At 66.9% G+C, this 23830-nt stretch carries 21 protein-coding genes; 11 read left to right on the top strand and 10 right to left on the bottom strand.

Features of this window, described 5'->3' with window-relative positions; translation table 11 throughout:
• The first annotated feature begins 45 nt into the window (after window positions 1–45).
• Both rpoD and ACSFA0_RS17090 read left to right on the top strand, forming a co-directional pair.
• Complete coding sequence (gene rpoD / locus ACSFA0_RS17095; protein WP_435451466.1) at window positions 46–2403, top strand: RNA polymerase sigma factor RpoD; 2358 nt, start codon at window positions 46–48, stop codon at window positions 2401–2403.
• Between the two features lie 71 nt (window positions 2404–2474).
• Window positions 2475–3707, top strand: coding sequence for a multidrug effflux MFS transporter (locus tag ACSFA0_RS17090; RefSeq protein ID WP_435451465.1), 1233 nt, complete (start codon window positions 2475–2477; stop codon window positions 3705–3707).
• A gap of 14 nt (window positions 3708–3721) precedes the next feature.
• On the opposite strand, the gene phhA is transcribed toward ACSFA0_RS17090, so the two are convergent.
• Window positions 3722–4618: a phenylalanine 4-monooxygenase gene (gene phhA / locus ACSFA0_RS17085; RefSeq protein ID WP_435451464.1), complete on the bottom strand. Its 897-nt coding sequence runs from the start codon at window positions 4616–4618 to the stop codon at window positions 3722–3724.
• A 2-nt stretch (window positions 4619–4620) separates the two neighbouring features.
• Window positions 4621–5709: a 4-hydroxyphenylpyruvate dioxygenase gene (gene hppD / locus ACSFA0_RS17080; protein WP_435451463.1), complete on the bottom strand. Its 1089-nt coding sequence runs from the start codon at window positions 5707–5709 to the stop codon at window positions 4621–4623.
• A gap of 121 nt (window positions 5710–5830) precedes the next feature.
• Here hppD and ACSFA0_RS17075 point away from each other — a divergent pair, with 121 nt between their 5' ends.
• Both ACSFA0_RS17075 and ACSFA0_RS17070 read left to right on the top strand, forming a co-directional pair.
• Window positions 5831–6313 (top strand): Lrp/AsnC family transcriptional regulator, encoded by a 483-nt coding sequence (locus ACSFA0_RS17075; protein ID WP_435451462.1) that lies wholly within the window; start codon window positions 5831–5833, stop codon window positions 6311–6313.
• 129 nt (window positions 6314–6442) lie between these two features.
• Window positions 6443–7819 (top strand): phospholipase D-like domain-containing protein, encoded by a 1377-nt coding sequence (locus ACSFA0_RS17070; RefSeq protein ID WP_435451461.1) that lies wholly within the window; start codon window positions 6443–6445, stop codon window positions 7817–7819.
• A gap of 10 nt (window positions 7820–7829) precedes the next feature.
• Here the strand turns inward: ACSFA0_RS17070 and ACSFA0_RS17065 are convergent, their stop codons facing one another.
• Window positions 7830–9044, bottom strand: coding sequence for an ROK family protein (locus tag ACSFA0_RS17065; protein ID WP_435451460.1), 1215 nt, complete (start codon window positions 9042–9044; stop codon window positions 7830–7832).
• 150 nt (window positions 9045–9194) lie between these two features.
• Between ACSFA0_RS17065 and ACSFA0_RS17060 the strand changes: the two genes are divergently transcribed.
• A complete protein-coding gene (locus ACSFA0_RS17060) occupies window positions 9195–10709 on the top strand; it encodes a glycine betaine ABC transporter substrate-binding protein (RefSeq protein WP_435451459.1) in 1515 nt (504 codons plus the stop codon).
• A 1-nt stretch (window position 10710) separates the two neighbouring features.
• Here the strand turns inward: ACSFA0_RS17060 and ACSFA0_RS17055 are convergent, their stop codons facing one another.
• Window positions 10711–11358: a glutathione S-transferase gene (locus ACSFA0_RS17055; protein ID WP_435451458.1), complete on the bottom strand. Its 648-nt coding sequence runs from the start codon at window positions 11356–11358 to the stop codon at window positions 10711–10713.
• A gap of 87 nt (window positions 11359–11445) precedes the next feature.
• Here ACSFA0_RS17055 and ACSFA0_RS17050 point away from each other — a divergent pair, with 87 nt between their 5' ends.
• Window positions 11446–12834 (top strand): HD-GYP domain-containing protein, encoded by a 1389-nt coding sequence (locus ACSFA0_RS17050; RefSeq protein ID WP_435451457.1) that lies wholly within the window; start codon window positions 11446–11448, stop codon window positions 12832–12834.
• On the opposite strand, the gene ACSFA0_RS17045 is transcribed toward ACSFA0_RS17050, so the two are convergent.
• The 6 genes from ACSFA0_RS17045 to ACSFA0_RS17020 form a co-directional block, all read right to left on the bottom strand.
• The gene (locus ACSFA0_RS17045) at window positions 12835–14271 is read right to left on the bottom strand and encodes an aldehyde dehydrogenase family protein (protein ID WP_435451456.1); all 1437 of its coding nucleotides are present in this window, start codon (window positions 14269–14271) and stop codon (window positions 12835–12837) included. It lies immediately after the preceding gene.
• Between the two features lie 85 nt (window positions 14272–14356).
• Window positions 14357–15682, bottom strand: a complete 1326-nt coding sequence (gene gudD / locus ACSFA0_RS17040) for a glucarate dehydratase (RefSeq protein WP_435451455.1) — start codon at window positions 15680–15682, stop codon at window positions 14357–14359.
• Window positions 15683–15692: 10 nt separating this feature from the next.
• A complete protein-coding gene (locus ACSFA0_RS17035; RefSeq protein WP_435451454.1) occupies window positions 15693–16142 on the bottom strand; it encodes a nuclear transport factor 2 family protein in 450 nt (149 codons plus the stop codon).
• A 135-nt stretch (window positions 16143–16277) separates the two neighbouring features.
• Window positions 16278–17189 carry a 5-dehydro-4-deoxyglucarate dehydratase gene (gene kdgD, locus ACSFA0_RS17030; protein ID WP_435451453.1) on the bottom strand — a complete coding sequence of 304 codons (912 nt, stop codon included), beginning with the start codon at window positions 17187–17189 and terminating at the stop codon, window positions 16278–16280.
• Between the two features lie 40 nt (window positions 17190–17229).
• Window positions 17230–18213, bottom strand: coding sequence for a Bug family tripartite tricarboxylate transporter substrate binding protein (locus ACSFA0_RS17025; protein WP_435451452.1), 984 nt, complete (start codon window positions 18211–18213; stop codon window positions 17230–17232).
• A 108-nt stretch (window positions 18214–18321) separates the two neighbouring features.
• On the bottom strand, window positions 18322–19104 hold the full coding sequence (locus tag ACSFA0_RS17020) for a FadR/GntR family transcriptional regulator (protein ID WP_435451451.1): 783 nt from the start codon (window positions 19102–19104) through the stop codon (window positions 18322–18324).
• A 94-nt stretch (window positions 19105–19198) separates the two neighbouring features.
• Between ACSFA0_RS17020 and ACSFA0_RS17015 the strand changes: the two genes are divergently transcribed.
• The 5 genes from ACSFA0_RS17015 to ACSFA0_RS16995 are packed head-to-tail and all read left to right on the top strand — an operon-like array spanning window position 19199 to window position 23816.
• Window positions 19199–20044: an NAD-dependent epimerase/dehydratase family protein gene (locus tag ACSFA0_RS17015; RefSeq protein WP_435451450.1), complete on the top strand. Its 846-nt coding sequence runs from the start codon at window positions 19199–19201 to the stop codon at window positions 20042–20044.
• 18 nt (window positions 20045–20062) lie between these two features.
• Window positions 20063–20962 carry an SMP-30/gluconolactonase/LRE family protein gene (locus ACSFA0_RS17010; protein WP_435451449.1) on the top strand — a complete coding sequence of 300 codons (900 nt, stop codon included), beginning with the start codon at window positions 20063–20065 and terminating at the stop codon, window positions 20960–20962.
• Between the two features lie 42 nt (window positions 20963–21004).
• Window positions 21005–21982: a TRAP transporter substrate-binding protein gene (locus ACSFA0_RS17005; protein ID WP_435451448.1), complete on the top strand. Its 978-nt coding sequence runs from the start codon at window positions 21005–21007 to the stop codon at window positions 21980–21982.
• A 45-nt stretch (window positions 21983–22027) separates the two neighbouring features.
• A complete protein-coding gene (locus ACSFA0_RS17000) occupies window positions 22028–22516 on the top strand; it encodes a TRAP transporter small permease (protein ID WP_435451447.1) in 489 nt (162 codons plus the stop codon).
• Window positions 22517–22520: 4 nt separating this feature from the next.
• Window positions 22521–23816, top strand: a complete 1296-nt coding sequence (locus tag ACSFA0_RS16995; RefSeq protein ID WP_435451446.1) for a TRAP transporter large permease — start codon at window positions 22521–22523, stop codon at window positions 23814–23816.
• The last annotated feature ends 14 nt before the right edge of the window (window positions 23817–23830 follow it).

Genomic DNA, 23830 nt, shown 5'->3' with positions numbered 1-23830 from the left:
GGCGCCAGTGATTCCGCTTGTTTCATTCTTGTTCCACGAGGTCGTATGCCCAGTACAAAGAAGCCTGCCGTTTCCGTCGCCAAAAAGCCCGCTGCGGCCAAACCGTTGAAAGCGACAGCATCGTCTGCACCTGCAAAGAAGAGTGCCGCCACGCCCAAGGCGACTGCCGCAACGAAAGTGAAATCCGTGCCCACGAAAACCCCCGCCGCCGACCCCGTCAAGACCGCCGCCCTGAAGGCCGCGCCCGCCCCTGCCACCGCCAAGAAGGTCGGTCGCCCGCCCAAGGCCGCCACGGCTGACGCGCCTGCCGCCACCGGCGCCAAGCGCGGTCGCAAGCCCAAGGCCGGCGAGCCCAAGGACATCGAAGAAGACTTCTCCGACGTCGAGGCCGAGTTCGCGGAGGAAGAACCCGCCGCTGCAGCGGGCACGGAGACGACCACCGTCGAGAAGGTCAAGCCGCTGCGCATGAAGATCAGCAAGGCGAAAGAACGCGCCTTGATGAAGGAATTCGGCCTGGACGAAACCGTCTTGTCCGAAGAAGACATGGCCAAGCGCCGTCAGCGCCTGAAGACGCTGATCACGCTGGGCAAGACCCGCGGCTACCTGACGCAGGGCGAAATCTCCGACCACCTGCCCGACAAGCTGGTCGATGCCGAGACCATGGAAGTCGTGGTCACGATGCTCAACGACCTGGGCGTGGCCGTCTACGAACAGACGCCCGACGCCGAGACGCTGCTGCTGAACAACACCGCGCCGACCGCCACCACGGTGGAAGAAGCCGAAGAAGAGGCCGAAGCCGCGCTCTCCACCGTCGACAGCGAATTCGGCCGCACGACCGACCCCGTCCGCATGTACATGCGCGAAATGGGCACGGTCGAGCTGCTCACGCGCGAAGGCGAAATCGAAATCGCCAAGCGCATCGAAGGCGGCCTGATGGCCATGATGGAGGCGATCTCCGCATCGCCCAAGACCATCGCCGCGATCCTTGAAATGGCTGCGACCATCCGTGAAGGCAAGGTCGTCATCTCGACCATCGTCGACGGCTTCTCGAACCCGAACGAGGCCGACGACTACGTGGCCGAAGAAGACTTCGACGAATTCGACGAAGAGGACGACGACGACGGCAAGGGCGGCTCCAAGGCGCTGACCAAGAAGCTGGAAGAGCTCAAGCGCGACGCGCTCGAGCGCTTCGATCGCATCGCCGACATGTTCGAGAAGATCCACAAGATCTACGACAAGGAAGGCTACGGCACGCCGGCGTACAACAAGGCGCAGCAGGCGATGTCCGACGAGCTGATGACCATCCGCTTCACGGCCAAGACCATCGAGAAGCTGTGCGACCTGGTGCGCACGCAGGTCGACGACGTGCGCAAGAAAGAGCGCGAGCTGCGCCGCATCATCGTGGACAAGTGCGGCTTCCCGCAGGACGATTTCATCCGTGACTTCTCCGGCTACGACAAGAACGGCAACCGCATCGCGTCGAACCTGCTGAACCTGAAGTGGGTCGAGAAGCAGGCCGCCGCCGGCAAGCCGTGGAGCACGGTGATGGCCCGCAACATTCCGCCGGTGCAGGAACTGCAGCAGCAACTCGCCGACATCCAGTCGAGCGTCGTGGTGCCCCTGACCGAGCTCAAGGACATCAACAAGCGCATGAACGACGGCGAGCGCTCGTCGCGCGATGCCAAGAAGGAAATGATCGAGGCCAACCTGCGCCTCGTGATCTCCATCGCCAAGAAATACACCAACCGCGGCCTGCAGTTCCTGGACCTGATCCAGGAAGGCAACATCGGCCTGATGAAGGCGGTCGACAAGTTCGAATACCGTCGCGGCTACAAGTTCTCGACGTACGCCACGTGGTGGATCCGCCAGGCCATCACCCGCTCGATCGCCGACCAGGCGCGCACCATCCGCATCCCGGTGCACATGATCGAGACGATCAACAAGATGAACCGCATCTCGCGCCAGCACTTGCAGGAGTTCGGCTTCGAGCCCGACGCCGGCATCCTGGCCGCGAAGATGGAGATCCCGGAAGACAAGATCCGCAAGATCATGAAGATCGCAAAGGAGCCGATCTCCATGGAAACGCCGATCGGCGACGACGACGATTCGCACCTGGGCGACTTCATCGAGGACAGCTCCAACACGGCGCCGATCGAGGCCGCGATGCAGGCCGGCCTGCGCGACGTGGTCAAGGACATCCTCGACTCGCTGACGCCGCGTGAAGCCAAGGTGCTGCGCATGCGCTTCGGCATCGAGATGTCGACCGACCACACGCTGGAAGAAGTCGGCAAGCAGTTCGACGTGACGCGCGAACGCATCCGCCAGATCGAAGCCAAGGCGCTGCGCAAGCTGAAGCACCCGTCGCGTTCGGACAAGCTGCGCTCCTTCATCGACACGCTCTAAGCAACCACGCCCCCACGAGCGGACTTGCCGGACCCTGCGTTCGGCAAGTCCGCTTTTTTGTTGAGAACCCCATGAACCCCGACGCCCAAACCCTCTGGAAAGCCCCGCGATGGGCACTCGCGATCCTGCTCGCGGTGCTGGGCATGCTCGGGCCCTTTTCGATCGACACCTACATCCCGGCCTTCTCAGGGATCGCGAAATCGATCGGCGCGACCCCGGTGGAGATGCAGCAGACGTTGTCGGCCTACCTCTTCGGCTTCGCCTTCATGAACCTGTTCCACGGGGCGCTGTCGGACAGCTTCGGGCGGCGCCCGGTGGTGCTGTGGGGCCTGGCGGTGTTCACGCTCGCATCGCTGGGCTGCGCGTTGTCGCAGACCATCGGGCAGCTGGTGCTGTTCCGTGCGCTGCAGGGCCTGTCGACTGGCGCCGGCATCGTGGTGTCGCGCGCGGTGATCCGCGACATGTTCCCGCCGGCCGAGGCGCAGAAGGTGATGGCGCAGGTCACCATCTACTTCGGCGTGGCGCCGGCTATCGCACCGATCGTCGGCGGCCTGCTCTTCGTGCATGCCGGCTGGCACGCGATCTTCTGGTTCCTGGTGGCCGTCGGTGTGGTGCTGTTCGCGGCCAACTACAAGCTGCTGCCCGAAACCCTGCACGTTACGCAACGCCAGCCCTTCAACACGCGCCACCTGATGCGCGGCTACTGGGACCTGTGCTCCGACCCGCGCTTCCTGCTGCTCGCGCTCGCCAGCGGCGTCCCCTTCAACGGCATGTTCCTCTACGTGCTGTCGGCGCCGGCCTTCCTGGGCGACCACCTGGGCCTGGCGCCCACGCAGTTCTTCTGGTTTTTCCTGCTGACCATCGGCGGCATCATGGCCGGCGCCTGGGCGAGCGGCCGCATGGCCGGCAAGGTGACGCCCAAGCGGCAGATCCGCGACGGCTTTGTCATCATGCTGGCGACCTCGGCCGCCAACGTCGTGGCCAACGCACTGTTCGAGCCGCACGCGCTCTGGGCCATGTGGCCGATCGCGGTCTTCGCCTTCGGCTGGGCGCTGATGGTGCCCGTGATCACGCTGCTGGTGCTCGACCTCCACCCCGAGCGCCGCGGCATGGCGTCGTCCTTGCAGGCTGTCATCGGCTCGACCGCCAACGGCCTGGTGGCCGGTGTGATCGCGCCGCTGGTGATGCACTCCACCCTGGGGCTGGCCGTGACGTCTATCCTGATGATGGGGGTCGGCCTGGTGGCCTGGGTCTGGTTGCACGGGCGCTGGCCGGAGATCGGCCGGCAGATCGCTCGTTACTGACGCGGCCTACGCCGTCAGCCCTCGACAACCTGCTTGCGCTTGTCGTCGTGGTACCGCCCCGTGCCGCGCGTGATCACGCGGTCGGTCGCCAGCACAGCGCCCGGCTGATACTCCGGCTGCCCGGCGATGCGTTCGTACAGCGGCGCGAAGTCGATGGTCGCCAGGTCGAGCAGCTCGGCAAGGCTGTCGATGACGAAGTAGCTTTCTTGGAAATCGTCGATGCGGTAGTGGGTGCGCATCACCCGTTCCAGCTCAAACGCGATGCGGTTCGGCGACGGGTCGTCCAACGAGAACACGCTCTCGGTGCGCGACGACGCGATGCCCGCGCCGTAGATGCGCAGCCCGTCCTTCTGCTGGAGCAAACCAAACTCCACCGTGTACCAGTAGACGCGCGCCAGCTTGTCGAGCACGCCCAGCTCCTTGGCACGCAGGCCGCCCACGCCATAGGCCTGGATGTAGTCGGCGATCGACGGGTTCATCAGCATCGGCACATGGCCGAACACGTCGTGGAAGACGTCGGGTTCTTCCAGGTAGTCGAGCTCGTGCGGCTTGCGGATGAAGTTGCCGGAAGGAAAGCGGCGGTTGGCCAGGTGCTCGAAGAACACCTCGTCGGGCACCAGGCCGGGCACCGCCACGACCTGCCAGCCGGTGCGCTGCATCAGCACCTCGCTCAGTTCCAGAAAATTCGGAATCTGGTCGGCACCGATCGGCAGGTTCTTCATGCCCTCGACGAAGGCGTCGCAGGCGCGGCCGGGCAGCAGCTTCGTCTGGCGTTCGAACAGCGTCTTCCACACGGCGTGCTCGGCCGGCGTGTAGTTCGACCAACCCTGGTCGATGGTCCAGTCCGGGCGGTCCGGCTTGGCTGCGTCGCCAGCGGCGAGGCCGTGCTTGGTCGCTTCGGCAACCAGCATGATCAGGCCTCGGCCGTGTCCAGCACGCCGCGGCGGATCTGGTCGCGCTCGAGCGATTCGAACAACGCCTTGAAGTTGCCTTCGCCGAAGCCGTCGCGGTAGTCGCCGCGGCGCTCGATGAACTCGAAGAACACCGGCCCCAACATCGGCGTCGAGAAAATCTGCAGCAGGAGCCGAGCCTGGCCGCCTTCGGTGGTGCCGTCCAGCAGGATGCCGCGGGCCTGCAGCTCGGGCACGTTCTGGCCGTGGCCCGGCAGGCGGGTGTCGAGCATCTCGTAGTAGACGTCGTTGGGCGCGGTGGCCGTCTGCACGCCGGCCAGGGCCAGCTTGTCGACCGCGTCCTTGAGGTTGTCGCAGATCAGCGCGATGTGCTGGATGCCTTCGCCGTTGAACTGCATCAGGAACTCCTCGATCTGGCCACCGCCCTTCTTGGATTCCTCGTTCAGCGGGATGCGGATCTTGCCATCGGGTGCCGTCATCGCCTTCGACGTGAGGCCGGTGTATTCGCCCGAGATGTCGAAGTAGCGGATCTCGCGGAAGTTGAAGAGCTTCTCGTAGAAATCGGCCCAGAAGGTCATGCGGCCACGGTAGACGTTGTGCGTGAGGTGGTCGATGAGCTTCAAGCCATGGCCGACCGGGTGACGGTCCACGCCCTCGATGAACTCGAAGTCGATGTCGTAGATCGACTTGCCTTCCTCGTAGCGGTCGATCAGGTACAGCGGCGCGCCGCCGATGCCCTTGATGGCCGGCAGGCGCAGTTCCATCGGGCCAGTCGAAATCTCGATCGGCTGGGCGCCCAGTTCGAGCGCGCGGTTGTACGCCTTGTGCGCGTCCGTCACACGGAAGGCCAAGCCACACGCCGACGGGCCGTGCTCGGCGGCGAAATAGGCCGCCTGGCTCTTGGGCTCGCGGTTCACGATGAAGTTGATGTCGCCCTGGCGGTACAGCACCACGTCCTTGGAACGATGCTTGGCGACCAGCGTGAAGCCCAGCGTCTCGAACACCGGCTCCAGCACGCCCGGCGTGGGCGAGGCGAACTCGACGAATTCGAAGCCTTGCAGGCCCATGGGGTTCTCGAACTGATCAGCCATCGTGTGTCTCCAGAAAATTCGGGTGGGGTGACGATCGATGCTAGGCGCTCTGCACACACGATTCCTGCAACTTGCAGCCTCGCGATGGCCGATGGCGCAGGATTCCTGCAAAATCCCGCGCATGAGCGCTCCAGTCGAACTCGACACCATCGATTTGCGCGTGCTTCGCGCGTTGCAGGCCAACGGCCGCGCCACCTACGACGAGCTGGCGGCCCAGGTCAGCCTGTCGTCGTCGGCGACGCTGCGGCGCGTCAAGCGGCTGGAGGAAGCGGGCGTGATCCAGGGCTACGTCGCGCTACTGAAGCCCGAGCGCGTCGGCCTGCCGCTGATGGCCTACATCAACGTGCGGCTCGAGAAGCACACCGAGAGCCACAAGCGCAGCCCGATGGACGCCTTCCGCGCCTCCATCCAGGGCTGGCCCGAGGTGATCGAGTGCCACTCGCTCACCGGCGACATGGACTACCTGCTGCGCGTGGTGGTCGCCGACATGGCGCACTACTCGCGCTTCGTGATGGACACGCTGCTCAAGCACCCCAGCGTGCAGGACTGCAAGACCAGCTTCGTGCTCGATCGGGTGAAGTCGACGACAGCACTGCCGATCTGAACCGCCGAGCCCTCGGGCACTGCGCTTCGACACGCCGACTGCGCCGTCCGACAGCCGGACCCATCCCGCCCTTCGGCCGGCGTGGGCTGCCCCAGTCTCGTGCCGCGCACGCGGTTAACCTCGACGTCCATGCCGCACCTGCTAGCGCCCTGGCTGCCGTCACCGTCCCAGCACTTCCTGGTCGTCACCTTCGCCTTGCTCGTCTACGTGCTCACCACGCGCGCCCGGCGCGAGCAGCGCGCGCCGACCACTTCCATCGCCTGGGTGATGGGCCTGCTCTTGGTGCCCTACCTGGCGCTGCCGATGTACCTGGTGTTCGGCCAGCGCAAGCTGCGTCCGGCGGGGGCGCCTCGGCCACCCCGCAGCCTGCCCGCCGGCCACTGGGCCGCCGAGCTCATCGAAAGCTTCGGCCTGCCGCCACCCGGTCGATGCGCGCCGCGCTTTCACGCCGACGGCGCGGTGGCGCGCGATGCGCTGTGGGCGGTGATCGACAGCGCGCACGTGCGCCTGGACATCTGCACCTTCATCGTCGGCGACGACGCGCTCGGCCACGAGGTGGTCATGCGCCTGGCGCGGCGCGCGCACGAGGGCGTGCGGGTGCGGGTGCTGCTCGACGGCTTCGGCGCGCTCCTGCTGCCATCCCATCACTTCGACGCGCTGCGTGCGGCCGGCGGCCAGGTGGCGGTGTTCCGCCCCTTCTTCGGCCTGCACAACCACGGCCCGCGCAACCTGCGCAACCACCGCAAGTTCGTGATCGCCGACGACACCCGGCTGTGGTCCGGCGGGCGCAACCTGGCCGGCGAGTACTTCACCGGCAACGACGCCCACCCGGTGCCCTGGCGCGACCTTTCTTTCGATCTGCAGGGCAGCGTGGCGGAGGCGGCGGCGCGGCAGTTCGAGCACGACTGGTGTTCCGTGCGGGGTGACGCGCCACGCGAGATCACGCCCACGCACGACACGCCTGACGACGGCTCGCTCGCCCAGTTCCTGCCGAGCGGCCCCGACCAGACCGAGGACACGGCGCACGCGCTGCTCATCGATGCCTGCTTCCGCGCCGAGCACCGCATTCTCGCGATCACGCCCTACTTCGTGCCCGACGACGGACTGCGCAATGCGCTGCGGCTGGCGGCACGACGCGGGGTGCAGGTGACCATCGCGATCCCCTCGCGCTCGAACCACCGGCTGACGGACTTCGTGCGCGCGCGGGCCATGCGCGACCTCGCGGGCGCGGGGGTGACCTTTCGCATGCTGCCTTTCATGGCGCACGCCAAGGCCGTGGTGATCGACGAGGAGCTCGCGATGTGCGGCTCGATCAACCTCGACCTGCGCAGCCTGCTGCTGAACCACGAGGCCGCGGTGGTGTTCTACGGTCGCACCCCGATCGACTGGCTGGCGCAGTGGATTGAGACCACGGCCTCGGCTGGCGAGCCCTACCGCGCACGGCGCCCCGGTCTGCTGCGGGACCTGGCCGAAGGGCTGCTGCTGACCGTGGCCTTCCAGCTCTAGCGTCAGGGCCTCAGGGCTTCGGACGCGGCGCGGTCTTCGCGGTCTTCTTCCCCTTGGCCGCAGTTGCGGCTTTGGCCGCTTTCGCTGCCTTCTCGGCCCTTTCGGCCTTGTCCGCTCGCGCCGCCAACTCGGCCCGCGCTTCCTTCTGCAAGCGCACCAGCCGGTCCGGCGTGTTGGTGTAGCTGGCGTTGCCCAGCCCGGTGCCGATGGTGAGCACTGCCCAGTGGTGCACGTCCTGCATGAAGGGCAGCTCGCTCAAACCCTGCACCACCGCGTCGTTGTGCAGCCGCACCGTGGTCGGCGCACCGCCGATGGTCGGCAGCTTTTTGACCAGCTCGCTCGGCAGGTGGAAGGTGTCGCTTTCCCAGTCGCCCGGCAGGTTCTGCGTGCCGCGGGCGATGGAACCGTCGTCGCGGATGCGCCCCGGGCAGGCGATGCCGACAAAAGGCGCGAGCCGGATCTCGTTCTTCGCGCAATGGTCGATGAGCTCCTGCAGCATCTCGGCCAGGCGGTCGAGCAGCCCGCGGCGGCTGGGCTTGTCGTCGGCATGGCGCCACTTCATGCGTTGCGTCACCTTGGCCAGCGACAGGTCCTCGGCCTTCTTGCGTCGCGTCTTCACGATGCCGCAGCGCAGGTTGGTGCCGCCGATGTCCACCGCCAGGATCGCATCGTGCGCCGCCAGCATGTCCGGCGGCACCAGGTGCACCCAGCCGATCAGGCCGCCGTCGTCGACCTCGTGCGACAGGCGCGCGATCGGCACCTTGACCTTCATCTGCTGCAGGACCATCGCCGCCTGCAGGATGGCCCGCTCGCCCACGGCGCTCTCGGGAAAGCCGCCGCCGATGACAATGCGCTGCACCTTGTCCCACGACGGCTCGCGCAGAAAGCGGTGCACCACATGCGCCAGCTCCTCGGCGAATTCCTCGATCGCGCCTTCGAGCAGGTCGGCCCCCTCGGACGCCTTCTTGCGGCCGAGCACGCGGTCGAGTTCCTTCTTGCTGAGCTCGCGCGATCCGACATCGCCGAACGGGTCGTCCTCGCCCTTCTGGCGGCGGCGCTTGCGCCACTGCTCCAGCAACGCGCGAAAGGCGGTCTGGCTGGCGGCATCGCCGGCGAAGCCGTCCTTGTCGCGCAACTGCAGGCTGTAGCCGTCGACGATGACGGCGGGAAGGTCGCGGGCGCCATGGGCGTCGGCAAGATGGGGCGGCACGGTCTTGGGGGCCATGGGCTCTTTCAGAGGAGATGGAAATGCGAACAGATCGAAGCCGCTTGTCGACCGCGGCGTACGCCGACTCTCGCCGCCCACGCGCCGACGGCGCATCGGCGCTGCGCACGAACACCTGTAGGAAGGCGGCCTGACCGATACACTGACTGCATGCTGAGGCTGCAACCGCTCCAGCGCGCCTGGCGGTCGGCGCTGCTTCTCATCGCGCTGCTCTTCGGCGTGGGTGCCGCATCGGCACAGGGCGACACGCTGCGCATCGGCTCCAAGCGCTTCACCGAGTCGTACATCCTGGCCGAGGTGCTGGCGCAGACCGCCGCGCCGCATGTGCGCACCGCGCCCGTGGTTCGCCAGGGCCTGGGCAACACGGCCATCGTGTACGAGGCGCTGCGCTCCGGCGCCATCGACGTGTACGCCGAATACACCGGCACCATCGCGCTCGAGATCCTGCAGGGCAGCGCCACCATGACGCCTGCCGAGATGAATCAGCGGCTCGCGCCGCTCGGTCTCGGCGTGGCCGTGCCGCTCGGCTTCAACGACGGCTATGCGCTCGCGATCCGCGGCGCCGACGCCGACCGGCTGAAGCTCGCCACGCTCAGCGACCTGGCGCGCCACCGGGAACTGAGGCTGGGCCTGTCGAACGAATTCATCGGCCGCGCCGACGGCTGGCAGGGCCTGGCCGCGCGCTACGGCTTCACGCAGAAGCCCACCGGCCTCGACCACGGCCTGGCCTACGACGCCATCGCCGCGAAGCAGGTCGACGGGATCGACATCTACACGACCGACGCGAAGATCGACCACCTGGGCCTGCGCGTGCTGCAAGACGACCGCGGCTATTTCCCGCGCTACGACGCGCTGCTGCTCTACCGCCTCGACCTGCCGGCGCGGATGCCGGCCGCGTGGGCGGCGCTGCAAAAGCTCGAAGGGCGCATCGACGAGCGCGCGATGATCGCGATGAACGCGCGCGCCGAGTTGCAGGGCACGGCCTTCGACACCATCGCGCGCGACTTCCTCGCGGGCGGCAAAGCCTCGGCGGGGCAGCGCGGCTTCATGGCCAAGCTGTTCGGCAGCGACCTGGGGCGTTTGACCCGGCAACACCTGCTGCTGGTGGCGGTGTCGGTCGGCCTCGCCATCCTGGTCGGCGTGCCGCTGGCCGTGTGGGTGTCTGCGCATGCACGCACCCGCGCCGTGGTGCTCGGCATCGCCGGCCTGATGCAGACCGTGCCGTCACTGGCCTTGCTGGCCGTGCTGATCTCGCTGATCGGTCGCATCGGCACGCTGCCGGCGCTCGTCGCACTCACGCTCTATGCGCTGCTGCCCATCATGCGCAACACGGTCACCGGCCTGGCCGAAGTGCCGCAGGGCCTGCGACAGGCCGGCACGGCGCTCGGCATGACATCGGCGCAACGCATGCGACTGGTGCAACTCCCGCTCGCCATGCCGACGCTGGTGGCGGGTGTGCGGACGGCGACCACGATCGCGATCGGCACCGCCACCATCGCCGCCTTCATCGGCGCGGGTGGCTTCGGCGAACGGATCGTCACCGGGTTGGCCCTGAACGACCGGCAACTGCTGCTGGCCGGTGCGTTGCCAGCGGCGGCACTCGCGTTGTTGAGCGAGCTGCTGTTCGAGGCCATCGACCGGCTGCTGCTGCGCCGATCGGCCTGAATCAGACCGATGCGAAAACCACCGCCGCGTCACCCGGGCGCCAAGCCGGAAACTTGGGCATGGCGCTCGCCCAGAGCGACGATTCGGTGAGCGACGACAGCCACGCCTGCACGGCGGGCCACGGCGCGGTGGCGAACCACGCCGCATCCACCTGCGCGAACTGCCTGACGAACGGTGCGATGGCCATGTCGGCCAGCGCGGGCGCATCGCCGAACAGGTAGCGCGAGGCGCGCAGCCGCGTCTCCAGCGCAGCCAGGAACGCGCCAGCCTCGGCGCGATGCGGCAACGCATCGGCGCCCTCGTAGCGGTTCGGGTACTTGTAGCGGTCGAGATGCCGCTTGAAGTCGCCGTCGCACTGCGCGACGAGCGCCAGCATGGCGTCGAGCGTGCCAGCCGACGGCGCGAGCCAGCGCTGCGGGTCGCGCCGTGCCAGCGCCCACTGCATGATCGCCAGGCTCTCCTCGATGACCGTGCCATCGACATCGACCAGCACTGGCACGGTGGCCTTGGGCGACGCCTCACGCAGGGCGGCCGGCTTGTCGCGCAGCACCACCTCGCGCAACTCGCAGGCCGTGCCGCTGGCCAGCAAGGCGAAGCGGGCACGCATGGCGAAGGGGCAGCGGCGGAAGGAATAGAGAAGCGGCAGCATGGTGCAAAGCGATCGAACGGCGTCGACGCGATGGTAGACGGACCCTCCCGCGCTCAATGTTCGGGCCAAATTGCCGATAGAGACTGGATGTCCTTTCTCTCGGCCGACCTGTGCCCCCCCACCATCGACGACGCGCCGGTCGCGCGCCTGCAGTTGTCGGAGCTCATCGGCGCGCTCAGCCATGCGCTCGACATCACCGAAGGCCAGCCCGCTGGCCATTGCGTGCGCAGTTGCTGGATCGGCATGCACATCGGCCGCGAGATCGGTCTGGCCGAGGGACCGTTGCGCGAGCTGTACTACACCCTGCTGCTCAAGGACCTGGGCTGCAGCAGCAATGCCGCGCGCATCTGCGAGCTCTACATGACCGACGACCTGTCCTTCAAGCGCGACTTCAAGACGGTCGGCGACAGCCTGCCCCAGATGTTGCGATTCGTCTTCAGTCACACCGGGCTGAAGGCCGGGCTGTCGGACCGACTTCGCGGCATCCTGAACATCGTGCGCAACGGCTCGCAGATCGCCGACGAGCTGATCCAGACGCGTTGCACGCGGGGCGCATCGATCGCCCGGCAGCTGCGCTTTGGCGATGCGGTCGCCGAAGGCATCGCGAGCCTCGATGAACACTGGGACGGCGCCGGCCGGCCGCAGCAGCTCGTGGGGGACCGCATTCCCCTGCATGCCCGCATTGCCCTGCTCTCGCAGGTCGTCGATGTGTTCTTCATCGCCGAGAGCAGCGAATCCGCCATGCGCGAGGTACGCCGGCGCGCTGGCGGCTGGTTCGACCCGGCACTGGTCGCCGCCCTCGAACGCGTGGCGGCGGCGCCCGACTTCTGGCTGGCAATGACCTCACCGGAGATCGAGAAGCGGGTGTCTGCGATGGAGCCCGCGGGCGGACGGGTGGCGCTCGACGACGACTACCTCGACGACATCGCCGCGGCGTTCGGACAGGTGGTCGACAGCAAGAGCCCGTTCACCAGTGGCCACAGTGCACGCGTGGCCGACTACGTGGACGCCATCGCCCTGGAGCTGGGCATGGCACCTGCGCGACGGCGCTGGCTGCGCCGCGGTGCGCTGCTGCACGACGTGGGCAAGCTGGGCGTGAGCAACGCGGTGCTCGACAAGCCCGCCAAGCTCGACGGTGACGAATGGCTGTCGGTCCAGCAACATGCTCGGCACACCGAAGCCATCCTGTCGCGCATCGGCGCGTTCGAAGAGTTGGCACGAATCGCTTCGGCGCACCACGAGCGGCTGGACGGGCGCGGCTACCCACGCGGTCTGACGGCCGATGCCATCTCGCTGGAAACGCGGATCATTACCACCGCCGACATCTTCGACGCGATCTCCGCCGACCGGCCCTACCGCGCAGCAGTCCCGATCGACGAGACGCTGGCGATGATGGCCGACAGCGTCGGCACCGCGATCGACCCCGCCTGCTTCGAGGCGCTCAAGCGCGTCGTGGCACGCGGTTCGACGGCCTGATCAGGCCAGCGTGTAGGCCGTCTTCACGACCGTGAAGAACTCCTGCGCGTACTTGCCCTGCTCGCGCGGGCCGTAGCTCGAGCCCTTGCGGCCGCCGAAGGGCACGTGATAGTCCACGCCCGCCGTCGGCAGGTTGACCATCACCATGCCGGCCTGGCTGTGGCGCTTGAAGTGGGTCGCGTACTTGAGGCTGGTGGTCGCGATGCCCGCCGACAGGCCGAACTCGGTGTCGTTGGCCGTAGCCAGCGCTTCTTCGTAGTCCTTCACGCGGATCACGCTGGCCACCGGGCCGAACACCTCTTCGCGGTTGATGCGCGCGGCCTTGTCCGTGTCCACCAGCAGTGCCGGCGACATGTAGAAGCCGTCGGTGTCGAGCTTCAGGCGTTGACCGCCCGCTGCCAGCGTGCCGCCTTCGTCCTGGCCGATCTTCACGTACTCCAGGTCCTGGTCGAGCTGGCTCTGGCTCGACACCGGGCCGATGTCCGTGCCCTGCGCCAGCGCATCGCCGACCTTGATCTTTTCCATGCGCGCTTTCATCGCCTCGATGAATTTCGGGTAGATGGCCTGGGTGACGATCAGGCGGCTCGATGCGGTGCAACGCTGGCCGGTGGAATAGAAGGCGCTCTGCACGCTGAGCTCGACGGCCTGCGCCAAGTCGGCATCGTCCAGGATGACTTGCGGGTTCTTGCCGCCCATCTCGAGCTGCACCTTCTTGTGGCTCTTGACGCACTGCACGGCGATATTGCGGCCCACACCGACCGAGCCGGTGAAGCTGATCGCGTGGATGCCGGGGTGCTCGACCAGCGCATTGCCGATCACGCTGCCGCGGCCCATCACCAGGTTGAACACGCCCGCCGGAATGCCCGAGCGGCTGATGATTTCGGCCAGCGCCCAGGCGGAGCCCGGCACCAGGTCGGCGGGCTTCAAGACCACGCAGTTGCCGAAGGCCAGCGCCGGTGCGATCTTCCACGCGGGAATCGCGATCGGGAAGTTCCACGGTGTGATCAGGCCGACGACGCCGACCGGCTCACGGGTGATCTCGACGCCGATGTTCGGGCGCACCGACGGAATGATCTCGCCGGCCAGGCGCAGGCATTCACCAGCGAAGAACTTGAAGATCTGTCCGGCACGGGTGGCTTCGCCGATGCCTTCGGCGCGGGTCTTGCCTTCTTCGCGTGCCAGCAGCGTGCCCAGCTCTTCTTTGCGTGCGAGGATCTCGGTGCCGATCTTGTCGAGCGCGTCGGAACGCATCTGGATGCCGCTGGTCGACCAGGCGGGGAACGCGGCGGTGGCCGCGGCCACGGCGGCGTCGACCTGGGCAGCGTCGCCTTGCGTGTACTCGGCGATGGTGTCGCCCAGGTTCGACGGGTTCAGGTTCGGGCTGTAGCTGTTGCCCTTCTTCCATTCGCCGCCGATCAGGTTGTCGTGTTGTTGCATGTCGAATCCTTGTGGTGAAAGTGAGAAAGCCGAAGCGGTCGCGCTTCGGCTCGGGAAGAAACGTCGGGGGGCCGAGATTAGCGCGTCAACGCACCATGCAGGGCCGCTTGTTGTCGAACTGCCAGCCGGGAATGAGGTACTGCATGGCCTGCGCGTCGTTGCGTGCGCCCAGCCCGTGCTTCAGGTAGAGCTGGTGTGCCTTTTCGACCTCGTCCATGTCCAGCTCCACGCCCAGGCCGCCCTTTTGGGGCACCTGCACGTAGCCGCCTTCGATCTGCAGCGGCGCCTTCGTCAGGCGCTGCCCGTCCTGCCAGATCCAGTGCGTGTCGATGGCCGTGACCTTGCCCGGCGCGGCCGCGGCCACGTGGGTGAACATGGCCAGCGACACGTCGAAGTGGTTGTTCGAATGCGAGCCCCAGGTCAGGCCCCAGGCCTGGCACAGCTGCGCCACGCGCACCGAGCCCTGCATCGTCCAGAAGTGCGGATCGGCCAGCGGGATGTCGACCGACTGCAGCGACAGGCTGTGCACCATCTCGCGCCAGTCGGTGGCGACCATGTTGGTGGCGGTCGGCAGGCCGGTGGCGCGGCGGAACTCGGCCATCACCTCGCGGCCGGAGAACACGCCTTCGGCGCCGCAGGGGTCTTCGGCATAGGCCATCACCCCATGCAGGTCGCGCGTGATGCGGATCGCGTCCTTCAGCAGCCAGCCGCCGTTGGGGTCCAGCGTGACGCGCGCCTCGGGGAAGCGCTCGTGCAGCGCGCGGATCGCTTCGACCTCCTCCTCGCCCCGCAGCACGCCGCCCTTGAGCTTGAAGTCGGTGAAGCCATAGCGCGCATGGCTGGCCTCGGCCAGGCGCACGATGGCCTCTGGCGTCATGGCTTCTTCGTGGCGAAGGCGGAACCAGTCGTTGTCCGCCTCCGGTTCGCTGCGGTAGGGCAGATCTGTCTTGGTACGATCGCCGACGTAGAACAGGTAGCCGAGCATCTGCACGGCATCGCGCTGCTGGCCTTCGCCGAGCAATGCGGCAACCGGCACGTTGAGGTGCTGGCCCAGCAGGTCGAGCAATGCCGCCTCGGCGGCCGTGACCGCGTGGATGGCGATGCGCAGGTCGAAGGTCTGCGTGCCGCGGCCGCCGCTGTCGCGGTCGGCGAACTGCGCACGCATGGCGTTGAGCACCGCGTTGTGCCGGCCGATGGACTGGCCGACGATCAGGCCGCGCGCATCTTCCAGCGTCTGGCGGATCTTCTCGCCGCCGGGCACCTCGCCCACGCCGGTGTGGCCGGCGCTGTCTTTCAGGATCAGCAGGTTGCGCGTGAAGAACGGCCCGTGCGCGCCGCTCAGGTTCATCAGCATGCCGTCGTGGCCGGCAACCGGGACCACGCGAAGTTCAGTGACGATGGGTGTTGTCATTGCGCTCGTTTCATTGCGGTGGGCGGACCGCCTGGCGGGCCAGCAGCCTCCAGTCGCCACCCTGCTTCTGCCAGACGCCGAGGATCTTGATGCTGACCTTGCCCGGCTTGCCCGAGTCGTTGGTGTCGGCCGTGAGCGTGTGGCGCACGATCGCGACGTTGTCGACCAGCTGGATGGTCTGGTCGGTGATCGCGATGGTGACGAAGTCCGATTTGCGGTCCATCAGGTCGGCGATGAAGCTGGTCTTGGTGTCGACCTTGCCGCCCGAGTGGCCGTAGCTCAGGTCGTCCGCCACCAGCGCGTTGAGCGCGGCCGGCGTCGGGTCGATCATGGCCAGGCGCAGCCTCTCGGCGGCGGCGGCCACAGCCGGCGTGTCCGCCGCGCTGCTACCCCGGGACATGCCGGCGCAGCCGGCAAGAGCCGCGGTGGCAGCAGCGATAAGGATGAGTTTCTTCAGCATGTTGTTGTCTCTCTTTTTGGGTTGGAACTGCATTCACCGGAAACACCGCGGAACCGGCTTCGCCGGGCCGCTGGTGTTGCCCCCTCGAGGGGGAGGCGGCGACACGAAGTGCGCCGCTTCGGGGGTGGGCTTATTTCACTGCGGACCCAGCTTGTCGATCAGCGCCTTCAGCATCTCCATTTCGTTGGGCTTCAGGTCCGTCAGCGGTGCGCGCACCGGGCCACCGTCGTGGCCCACGAGCCGGGCGCCGGCCTTGATGATGCTCACGCCATAGCCTTCGACGCGGTTTCGGATTTCCAGGTAGGGCATGAAGAAATCCTTGAGCAGACGGTGCTGCGTCGGCAGGTCGTCGGAAGCCACCGCCTTGTAGAAATCCATCGCGGTCTTCGGGATGAAGTTGAACACCGCCGACGAATACACCGGCGTGCCCAGCGCCTTGTACGCAGCGGCATAGACCTCGGCCGTCGGCAGGCCACCCAGGTAGGCAAAGCGGTCGCCCATCTTCATGAAGATGGAGGACATCGCTTCGATGTTTCCAACGCCGTCCTTGAAGCCGACCAGATTGGGGCAACGTTCGGCCAGGATGGCCAGCGAGTTGGGCGTGAGCCGGGTGCGGTCGCGGTTGTAGACGATGACGCCGAACTTCACGCTCTTGCAGACGGCCTCGACGTGGGCGATCAAGCCTTCCTGGCCGGCTTCGGTGAGGTAGTGCGGCAGCAGCAGGACGCCGTGGGCGCCCAGCCGCTCGGCTTCCTGCGCATGCGCGATGGCGGTGCGAGTGGGGCCGCCGGCACCCGCGATGATCGGCACCTTGCCGCGGCAGGTATCCACCGCCGTTTTGATGATGCGACCGTACTCCTCGCCAGCGAGCGAGAAGTATTCGCCCGTGCCGCCGGCTGCGAACAGCGCGCTCGCGCCATAGGGCGCCAGCCATTCGAGGCGCTCGATGTAGGTCTTCGGCCGGAATTCACCTTGTTCGTCGAAGTCGGTGATCGGGAACGACAGCAGGCCGGAGCCCATGATGGTTTTGAGTTCTTGCGGGTTCATCGCATGTCCTGAGAAAGGAGAGAAAAAAGAGGGAAGCCGGTCAGTCCAGCTTGATGTTGGCGTCGGCCACCACCTTGGCCCAGCGCGCGCGTTCCTTGTTGAAGAACTGCTCTTCCTCGGTCGGTGCCATGGTCACGACCTCGGCGCCCTGCCCGGCCAGGCGCGAGCGGATGTCGGCGGCGCGGATGACCGTGATGAGTTCCTTGTTCAGGCGCTGCACCACGGCGTCGGGTGTGCCCTTGGCCACGCGCACACCCTGCCAGGTGCCGGACTCGAAGCCCGGCACGCCCTGCTCGGCGATGGTCGGCACGTCGCCGATCAGCGGCATGCGGGTGCCCTTGGACACGGCCAGCACTTTCAGCTTGCCGCCCTGCACCTGCGGCAGCGTGGCGAGCATGCCGTTCATCAGCACCTGGGTCTGGCCAGCGACTGTGTCCTGGATAGCCTGGACGCCGCCCTTGTATGGCACGTAGGTCCACTTGGCGCCGCTCGCGCGCTCCAGCGCCACGCCGGCCAGGTGCGGCGCACTGCCGGTGGCGGTGACAGCGAAGTTCAGGTCGCCGGTCTTCGACAACGCGATCAGTTCCTTGAGGTTGTTCGCCTTCACCGACGGATGCACCACGAGCAGGTGCGGCGAATAGGCCAGCATGGTCACGCCGCGCAGGTCTTTCGACGGGTCGAAGGGCAGCTTGGTGTAGACCGACGGGCTGATGGCCAGCGCGCCCACGTCGCACAGCAGCAGCGTGTAGCCGTCGGGGGCCGACTTGGCGACGAAGTCGGCGCCGAGGTTGCCGTTGGCGCCGGGGCGGTTCTCCACGATCACCGGCTGCTTGAGCGCTTCCGACAGCGGCTGGCTGATGGCGCGGGCAATGATGTCGGAAGAACCGCCCGGTGGGTACGGCACGATGAGCTTGATCGGCTTCGTCGGTTGCCAGGCCGCCTGGGCCATGGCGGTCAGCGGCGCGGCAAACGCAAGGGAGGCAAGGCAGGCGGAGCCGACGAGGCGGCGGCGAGCGATAGACATGGACATCTCCGTTGTTTTTAGAAAAGCGAATGTCACCTGCATTATTGCTAAGTGATCAGTCATCGTACAACTGAGAGAATGACTTGTCCAGCCTTGACCGCCGGAATCTCAGGCCGGCGGCACCCCGTCGGCCACTTCGCTGGCGCGTCGCGCGACCTCTTGCGCCAGCCGCAGGCGCTCGCGGCTGTTGGTCAGGTGGATGCGCATTGCCGCGCGCGCGGATTCGGCGTCGCCGCGCGCGATCGCCGCGTAGATCTCCTCGTGCTCGCGATTGACGCGACTGAGGTACGCCCCGCTGCGGTCGGCCGTGCGGATGGCGTTGATGCGGGTGCGCGGGATGATCGTGGTGCCCAGGTGGCTCATGATGTCCGCGAAGTACGCGTTGCCGGTCGACTGCGCGATCTGCAGATGGAAACGGAAATCGGGCGCGACCGTGTCACCGGCCACGGCGACATTGCTCTCGAAGTCGTCCAGCGCCTGACGCATGGCCTGCAGCTGCTCCTCGGTGCGGCGGGTGGCCGCCAGCCCGGCAGACTCCGTCTCGAGGCTGATGCGCAGTTCGAGCACAGCCAGCACGTCGACCGAGGTGGCGATGTCGCCCGCGTCCAGCCGGAACACGCCGCTGGCGCGCTGCTGCAGCACGAAGGTGCCGATGCCGTGGTGCGTCTCGACCAGCCCGGCCGCCTGCAGTTTCGACAGGGCCTCGCGCACAACGGTGCGGCTCACGCCGAAGGCCTGCATGATTTCCGACTCGGTCGGCAGCTTGTCCCCGGGCCGCAGCACGCCGTCGCGGATGCGCGCCCCGAAGTCGTCGACCAGGCTGTGGGCCAGCCCCCGCCCACGCGGCCGCGGCCGGGCCATGTAGGGCGTCGGCGCCGGGGCATCGGGCATGGTGGGAACTTCTGTTGACAGGCGAGCCATGCGCTGATGATAATCTTCCCGGAAGTTGTACGACAACAGATAACTTACGAGAGACAGACAACCGATGAGTGCTTCCGCCCCTGCTGCCCAGCCGACCGGCTCTATGGGCCTGCGTGTCCACCGCCTGCTCCTCACCGGTGCTGCCGGTGGCCTGGGCAAGGTCCTGCGCGAACGGCTGCAACCCTATGCCGACGTCATCCGCCTGTCGGATATCGGCGCCATGGCCCCTGCAGCGAGTGCCGCCGAGGAAATCGTCCCTTGCGATCTGGCCGACAAACAGGCCGTCGATGCGCTGGTGGCAGGCTGCGACGCCATCGTCCACCTGGGCGGCGTGTCGGTCGAGCGGCCCTTCGAGGAAATCCTCGAAGCCAACATCAAGGGCATCTTCCATCTCTACGAAGCCGCCCGCCGCCATGGCGTGAAGCGCGTGGTGTTCGCCAGTTCCAACCACGTCATCGGCTTCTACAAACAGGACGAGCCCATCGACACCGCCGCCGCGCGCCGGCCCGACGGCTACTACGGCCTGTCGAAGTCCTTCGGCGAGGACGTGGCGCAGTTCTACTTCGACCGCTACGGCATCGAGACGGTCAGCATCCGCATCGGCTCGTCATTCCCCGAGCCGCTCAACCGCCGGATGATGAGCACCTGGCTGAGCTACCGCGACCTCACGACGCTGATCGAGAAGTCGCTGTTCACGCCCGACGTGAAGCACACGGTGGTCTACGGCATGTCGGCCAACCGCGACGTCTGGTGGGACAACAGCGCCGCCGCGCACCTGGGCTTCGTGCCGCAGGACAGCTCGGAGGTGTTCCGCGACAAGGTCGAGGCGCAGCCGCCCGTGGCCGCGACCGACCCGAACGCCATCTACCAGGGCGGAGCGTTCACCGCCCAGGGCCCGTTCGGCGACTGAGCCAGCGGCACGCACACCATGCAAGCCGAACTCGTCCTCGACGCCCGCAACGCGACCGGCGAAAGCCCGGTCTGGCATGCCGCCGAACAGGCGCTGTACTGGGTCGACATCCCGGCGCGGCAGCTCCACCGCCTCATCCCGGCCACCGGTGCCCACAGCACCTGGACCGGCGACGAGATGCTCGCGTGCATCGCGCCGCGCGCCGACCATCCGGGGCAATGGATCGCCGGCATGGAAAGCGGCCTGTTCGCCATCGCCACGAAAGACGACGGCACGCTGGCGTCCACCCCCATCGCACACGCGGCCCACGCCGCCCACGGCATGCGCTTCAACGATGGCCGCTGCGACCGCCAGGGTCGCTTCTGGGCCGGCACGATGCTCATGGACATGGCGGCGGCCCGCACTGTCGGCCGCGTCTACCGCTACCAGCGCGACGTGAACGAAGAGGCCGCGCTGCGCGTGCACTTCGACGAGATGATCGTGCCCAACGGCATGGCCTTCAGCCCCGACGGCCGCACGATGTACCTGTCGGACTCGCACCCGAGCGTGCAGGCCATCTGGGCCTTCGACTACGACACGGGCACCGGCACGCCGCACAACCGCCGCCTGTTCGTCGACATGACACCGCTGCCCGGCCGGCCCGATGGCGCGGCGGTCGACGCCGACGGCTGCTACTGGATCTGCGGCAACGACGCCGGCCTGGTGCACCGCTTCACGCCCGACGGCCGGCTGGACCGCTCGCTGGAAGTGCCGGTGAAGAAACCGGCGATGTGCGCCTTCGGCGGTGCGCAACTCGACACGCTCTACGTCACCTCGATCCGCCCGGGCGGCGACCTGTCGGACCAGCCGCTGGCCGGCGGCGTTTTCGCGTTGCGCCCCGGCGTGCAGGGGCTGCCGGAGCCGCACTGCCAGTTCTGATTTCCAAGAATTTCGACAACCACCACCCGTAGAGGAAGACAAATGAGACTGCAACACACACTGATCGCCCTGGCCGCCTGCACCGCCGCGGCGCTGGCGAGCTTCGGCGCGCAAGCGACCGAGTTCCGCTCGGCCGACATCCACCCCGACGACTACCCGACCGTCACGGCGGTCAAGTTCATGGGCGAACGCCTGAAGGAACTGTCCGGTGGCAAGCACACCATCAAGGTCTTCAACAACAGCTCGCTGGGCAACGAGAAGGACACGATCGAACAGACCAAGATCGGCGCCCTGCAGATGGTGCGCGTGAACATCGCGCCGATGAACAACATCTGCGCCGAGACGCAGGTGCCCACCATGCCCTTCCTGTTCCGCTCGGTCGACCACCTGCACAAGGTGCTCGACGGCCCGATCGGCGAAGAGATCTTGAAGAGCTGCGAGAAGCAGGGCTTCGTCGGCCTGGCCTACTACGACAGCGGCGCACGTTCGATGTTCACCGCCAAGAAGCCGGTGCGCAGCTTCGCCGACATGAAGGGCCTGAAGGTGCGCGTGCAGCAGTCCGACCTGTGGGTGTCGATGCTCGAAGCCATGGGCGCCAACGCCACCCCGATGCCCATGGGCGAGGTCTACACGGGCCTGAAGACCGGCCTGATCGACGCTGCCGAGAACAACTACCCCACCTATGAGAGCGCCCGCGCTTTCGAAGTGGCGAAGTACTACAGCAAGACCGAGCACTCGATGGCGCCGGAAATGCTGCTGTTCTCCAAGCGCGTGTGGGACAAGCTCACGCCGCAGGAACAGGGCTGGATCCGCCAGGCCGCGAAGGAATCCGTGCCCTACATGCGCAAGCAGTGGGAAGCGCGCGAGATCAAGTCGCTCGCCACCGTGAAGGCCGGCGGCGCCGAGATCATCGACGTCGACAAGGCGCCGTTCCAGGCCGCGATGAAGCCGGTGTACGACAAGTTCATCACCGACGCCAAGCTCAAGGACCTCGTCAAGCGGGTTCAGGACACCAAGTAAATCGGCTAGGAAGCTTCCCCCGTTTGGGGGAAGCGGCAAATCACCATGTACACAAAACTCTGCCGCACGCTCGCGCGTGCCTGCATGTGGCTGGGCATCCTCGGACTCGTCGCAGTGATCTGCGCCGTGAGCTGGCAGGTGTTCGGCCGCTACGTCATGAACAACACGCCCACCTGGGCCGAGAGCCTGGCGTTGCTGCTGGTGCTCTACGTCACGATGTTCGGCGTCGCCGTCGGCGTGCGCGACGCGGGCCACATCGGGCTCGAATCCTTTCTGGTGCTCGCGCCCGACGCGCTGCGGCTGAAGATGGAATTCCTCATCCATTTCCTGATCCTCGTCTTCGGCGCGACCATGGCCTGGAACTGCGCGTCGCTCGCCGAATCGGTGTGGGACTACCGCCTGCCCACGCTGTGGATCTCCGAAGGATGGAAGTACGTACCGGCTGCCATTGCCGGCGTGCTGATCGTCATGTTCTCGATCGAACACATCATCGCTTTGGCCCAAGGCCGCGAAGTCGAACCCGCCTGGACCTGAGCCCATGACCATTCCTCTGTTGATCCTGTCCGTGTCCTTCACGGTCTTCCTGCTGCTGGGCGTGCCCGTCGCCTTCTCGATCGGCCTGTCGGCGCTCGCCACCCTCGCCTACGAAGGCCTGCCGCTCGCGGTGGGCTTCCAGCAGATGACGTCGGGCATGAGCATCTTCTCGTTCCTGGCGATTCCCTTCTTCATCTTCGCGGGCGAGCTGATGCTCTACGGCGGCATCGCCGACCGCATCGTCAATTTCGCGCGCAACCTGGTGGGCCACGTGCGCGGCGGGCTGGGCATGTCGAACGTGGTGGCCTGCACGCTGTTCGGCGGCGTCTCGGGCTCGCCGGTGGCCGACGTCTCGGCCATGGGCGCCGTGATGATCCCGATGATGAAGAAGGAGGGCTACCACGCGGACTACGCCGTCAACGTGACGACGCACGCGGCCCTCGTCGGCGCGCTGATGCCGACCAGCCACAACCTGATCATCTATTCGCTCGCTGCGGGCGGCAAGGTATCGATCGCCGCGCTGATCCTCGCGGCCATGCTGCCGGCGTTGATCCTGACCATCAGCAACCTGACGGCCGCCTACGTGGTGGCGGTGAAGCGCGGCTATCCGGCCGGCACTTTCCCGGGCTGGTCCATCGTGGCGCGCTCCTTCGCGGCGGCGCTGCCGGGCCTGTTCATCGTCGTGCTGATCCTCGGCGGCATCCTGTCGGGCATCTTCACCGCGACCGAATCGGCGGCGGTGGCCGTGCTCTATGCGCTGGGGCTGACGATCTTCCTGTACCGCACGCTGAAGTGGGAACACTTCATCAAGGCGGCATCGAAGGCGGTGCGCACCACCGGCGTGATCCTGCTGCTGATCGGCATCTCGAGCACCTTCGGCTACCTCATCAGCCTCTACGGCGTGGCCGAGCTCACGGGCCAGATGCTGTCGCAGATCACCAGCACGCCCTGGATGATCTTCCTGATGATCAACGTCATCCTGTTCGTGCTCGGCACCTTCCTGGACATGGCCGCGACCATCCTGCTGTGCACACCGATCTTCCTGCCGATCGCGCAGCAGTACGGCATGACCTCGGTGCAGTTCGGCATCGTGATGCTCATCAACTGCGCGCTGGGGCTCAACACGCCGCCGGTGGGCACGACGCAGTTCGTCGGTTGCGCGATCGGCGGGGTGTCGGTCGGCACGGTGATGAAGACCATCTGGCCCTTCTACGGGGCGCTCATCTTCGCGCTCGGGCTGGTGACCTTCGTGCCGGCCTTCTCAACCTGGCTGCCCAGCATGTTCATGGTGGTGAAGTAAGCGACAACCAAGGA

It is taken from the genome of Variovorax restrictus, assembly GCF_051216715.1.
GTDB lineage: Bacteria > Pseudomonadota > Gammaproteobacteria > Burkholderiales > Burkholderiaceae_C > Variovorax.
This window is presented reverse-complemented; position numbering and strand designations above follow the sequence as displayed.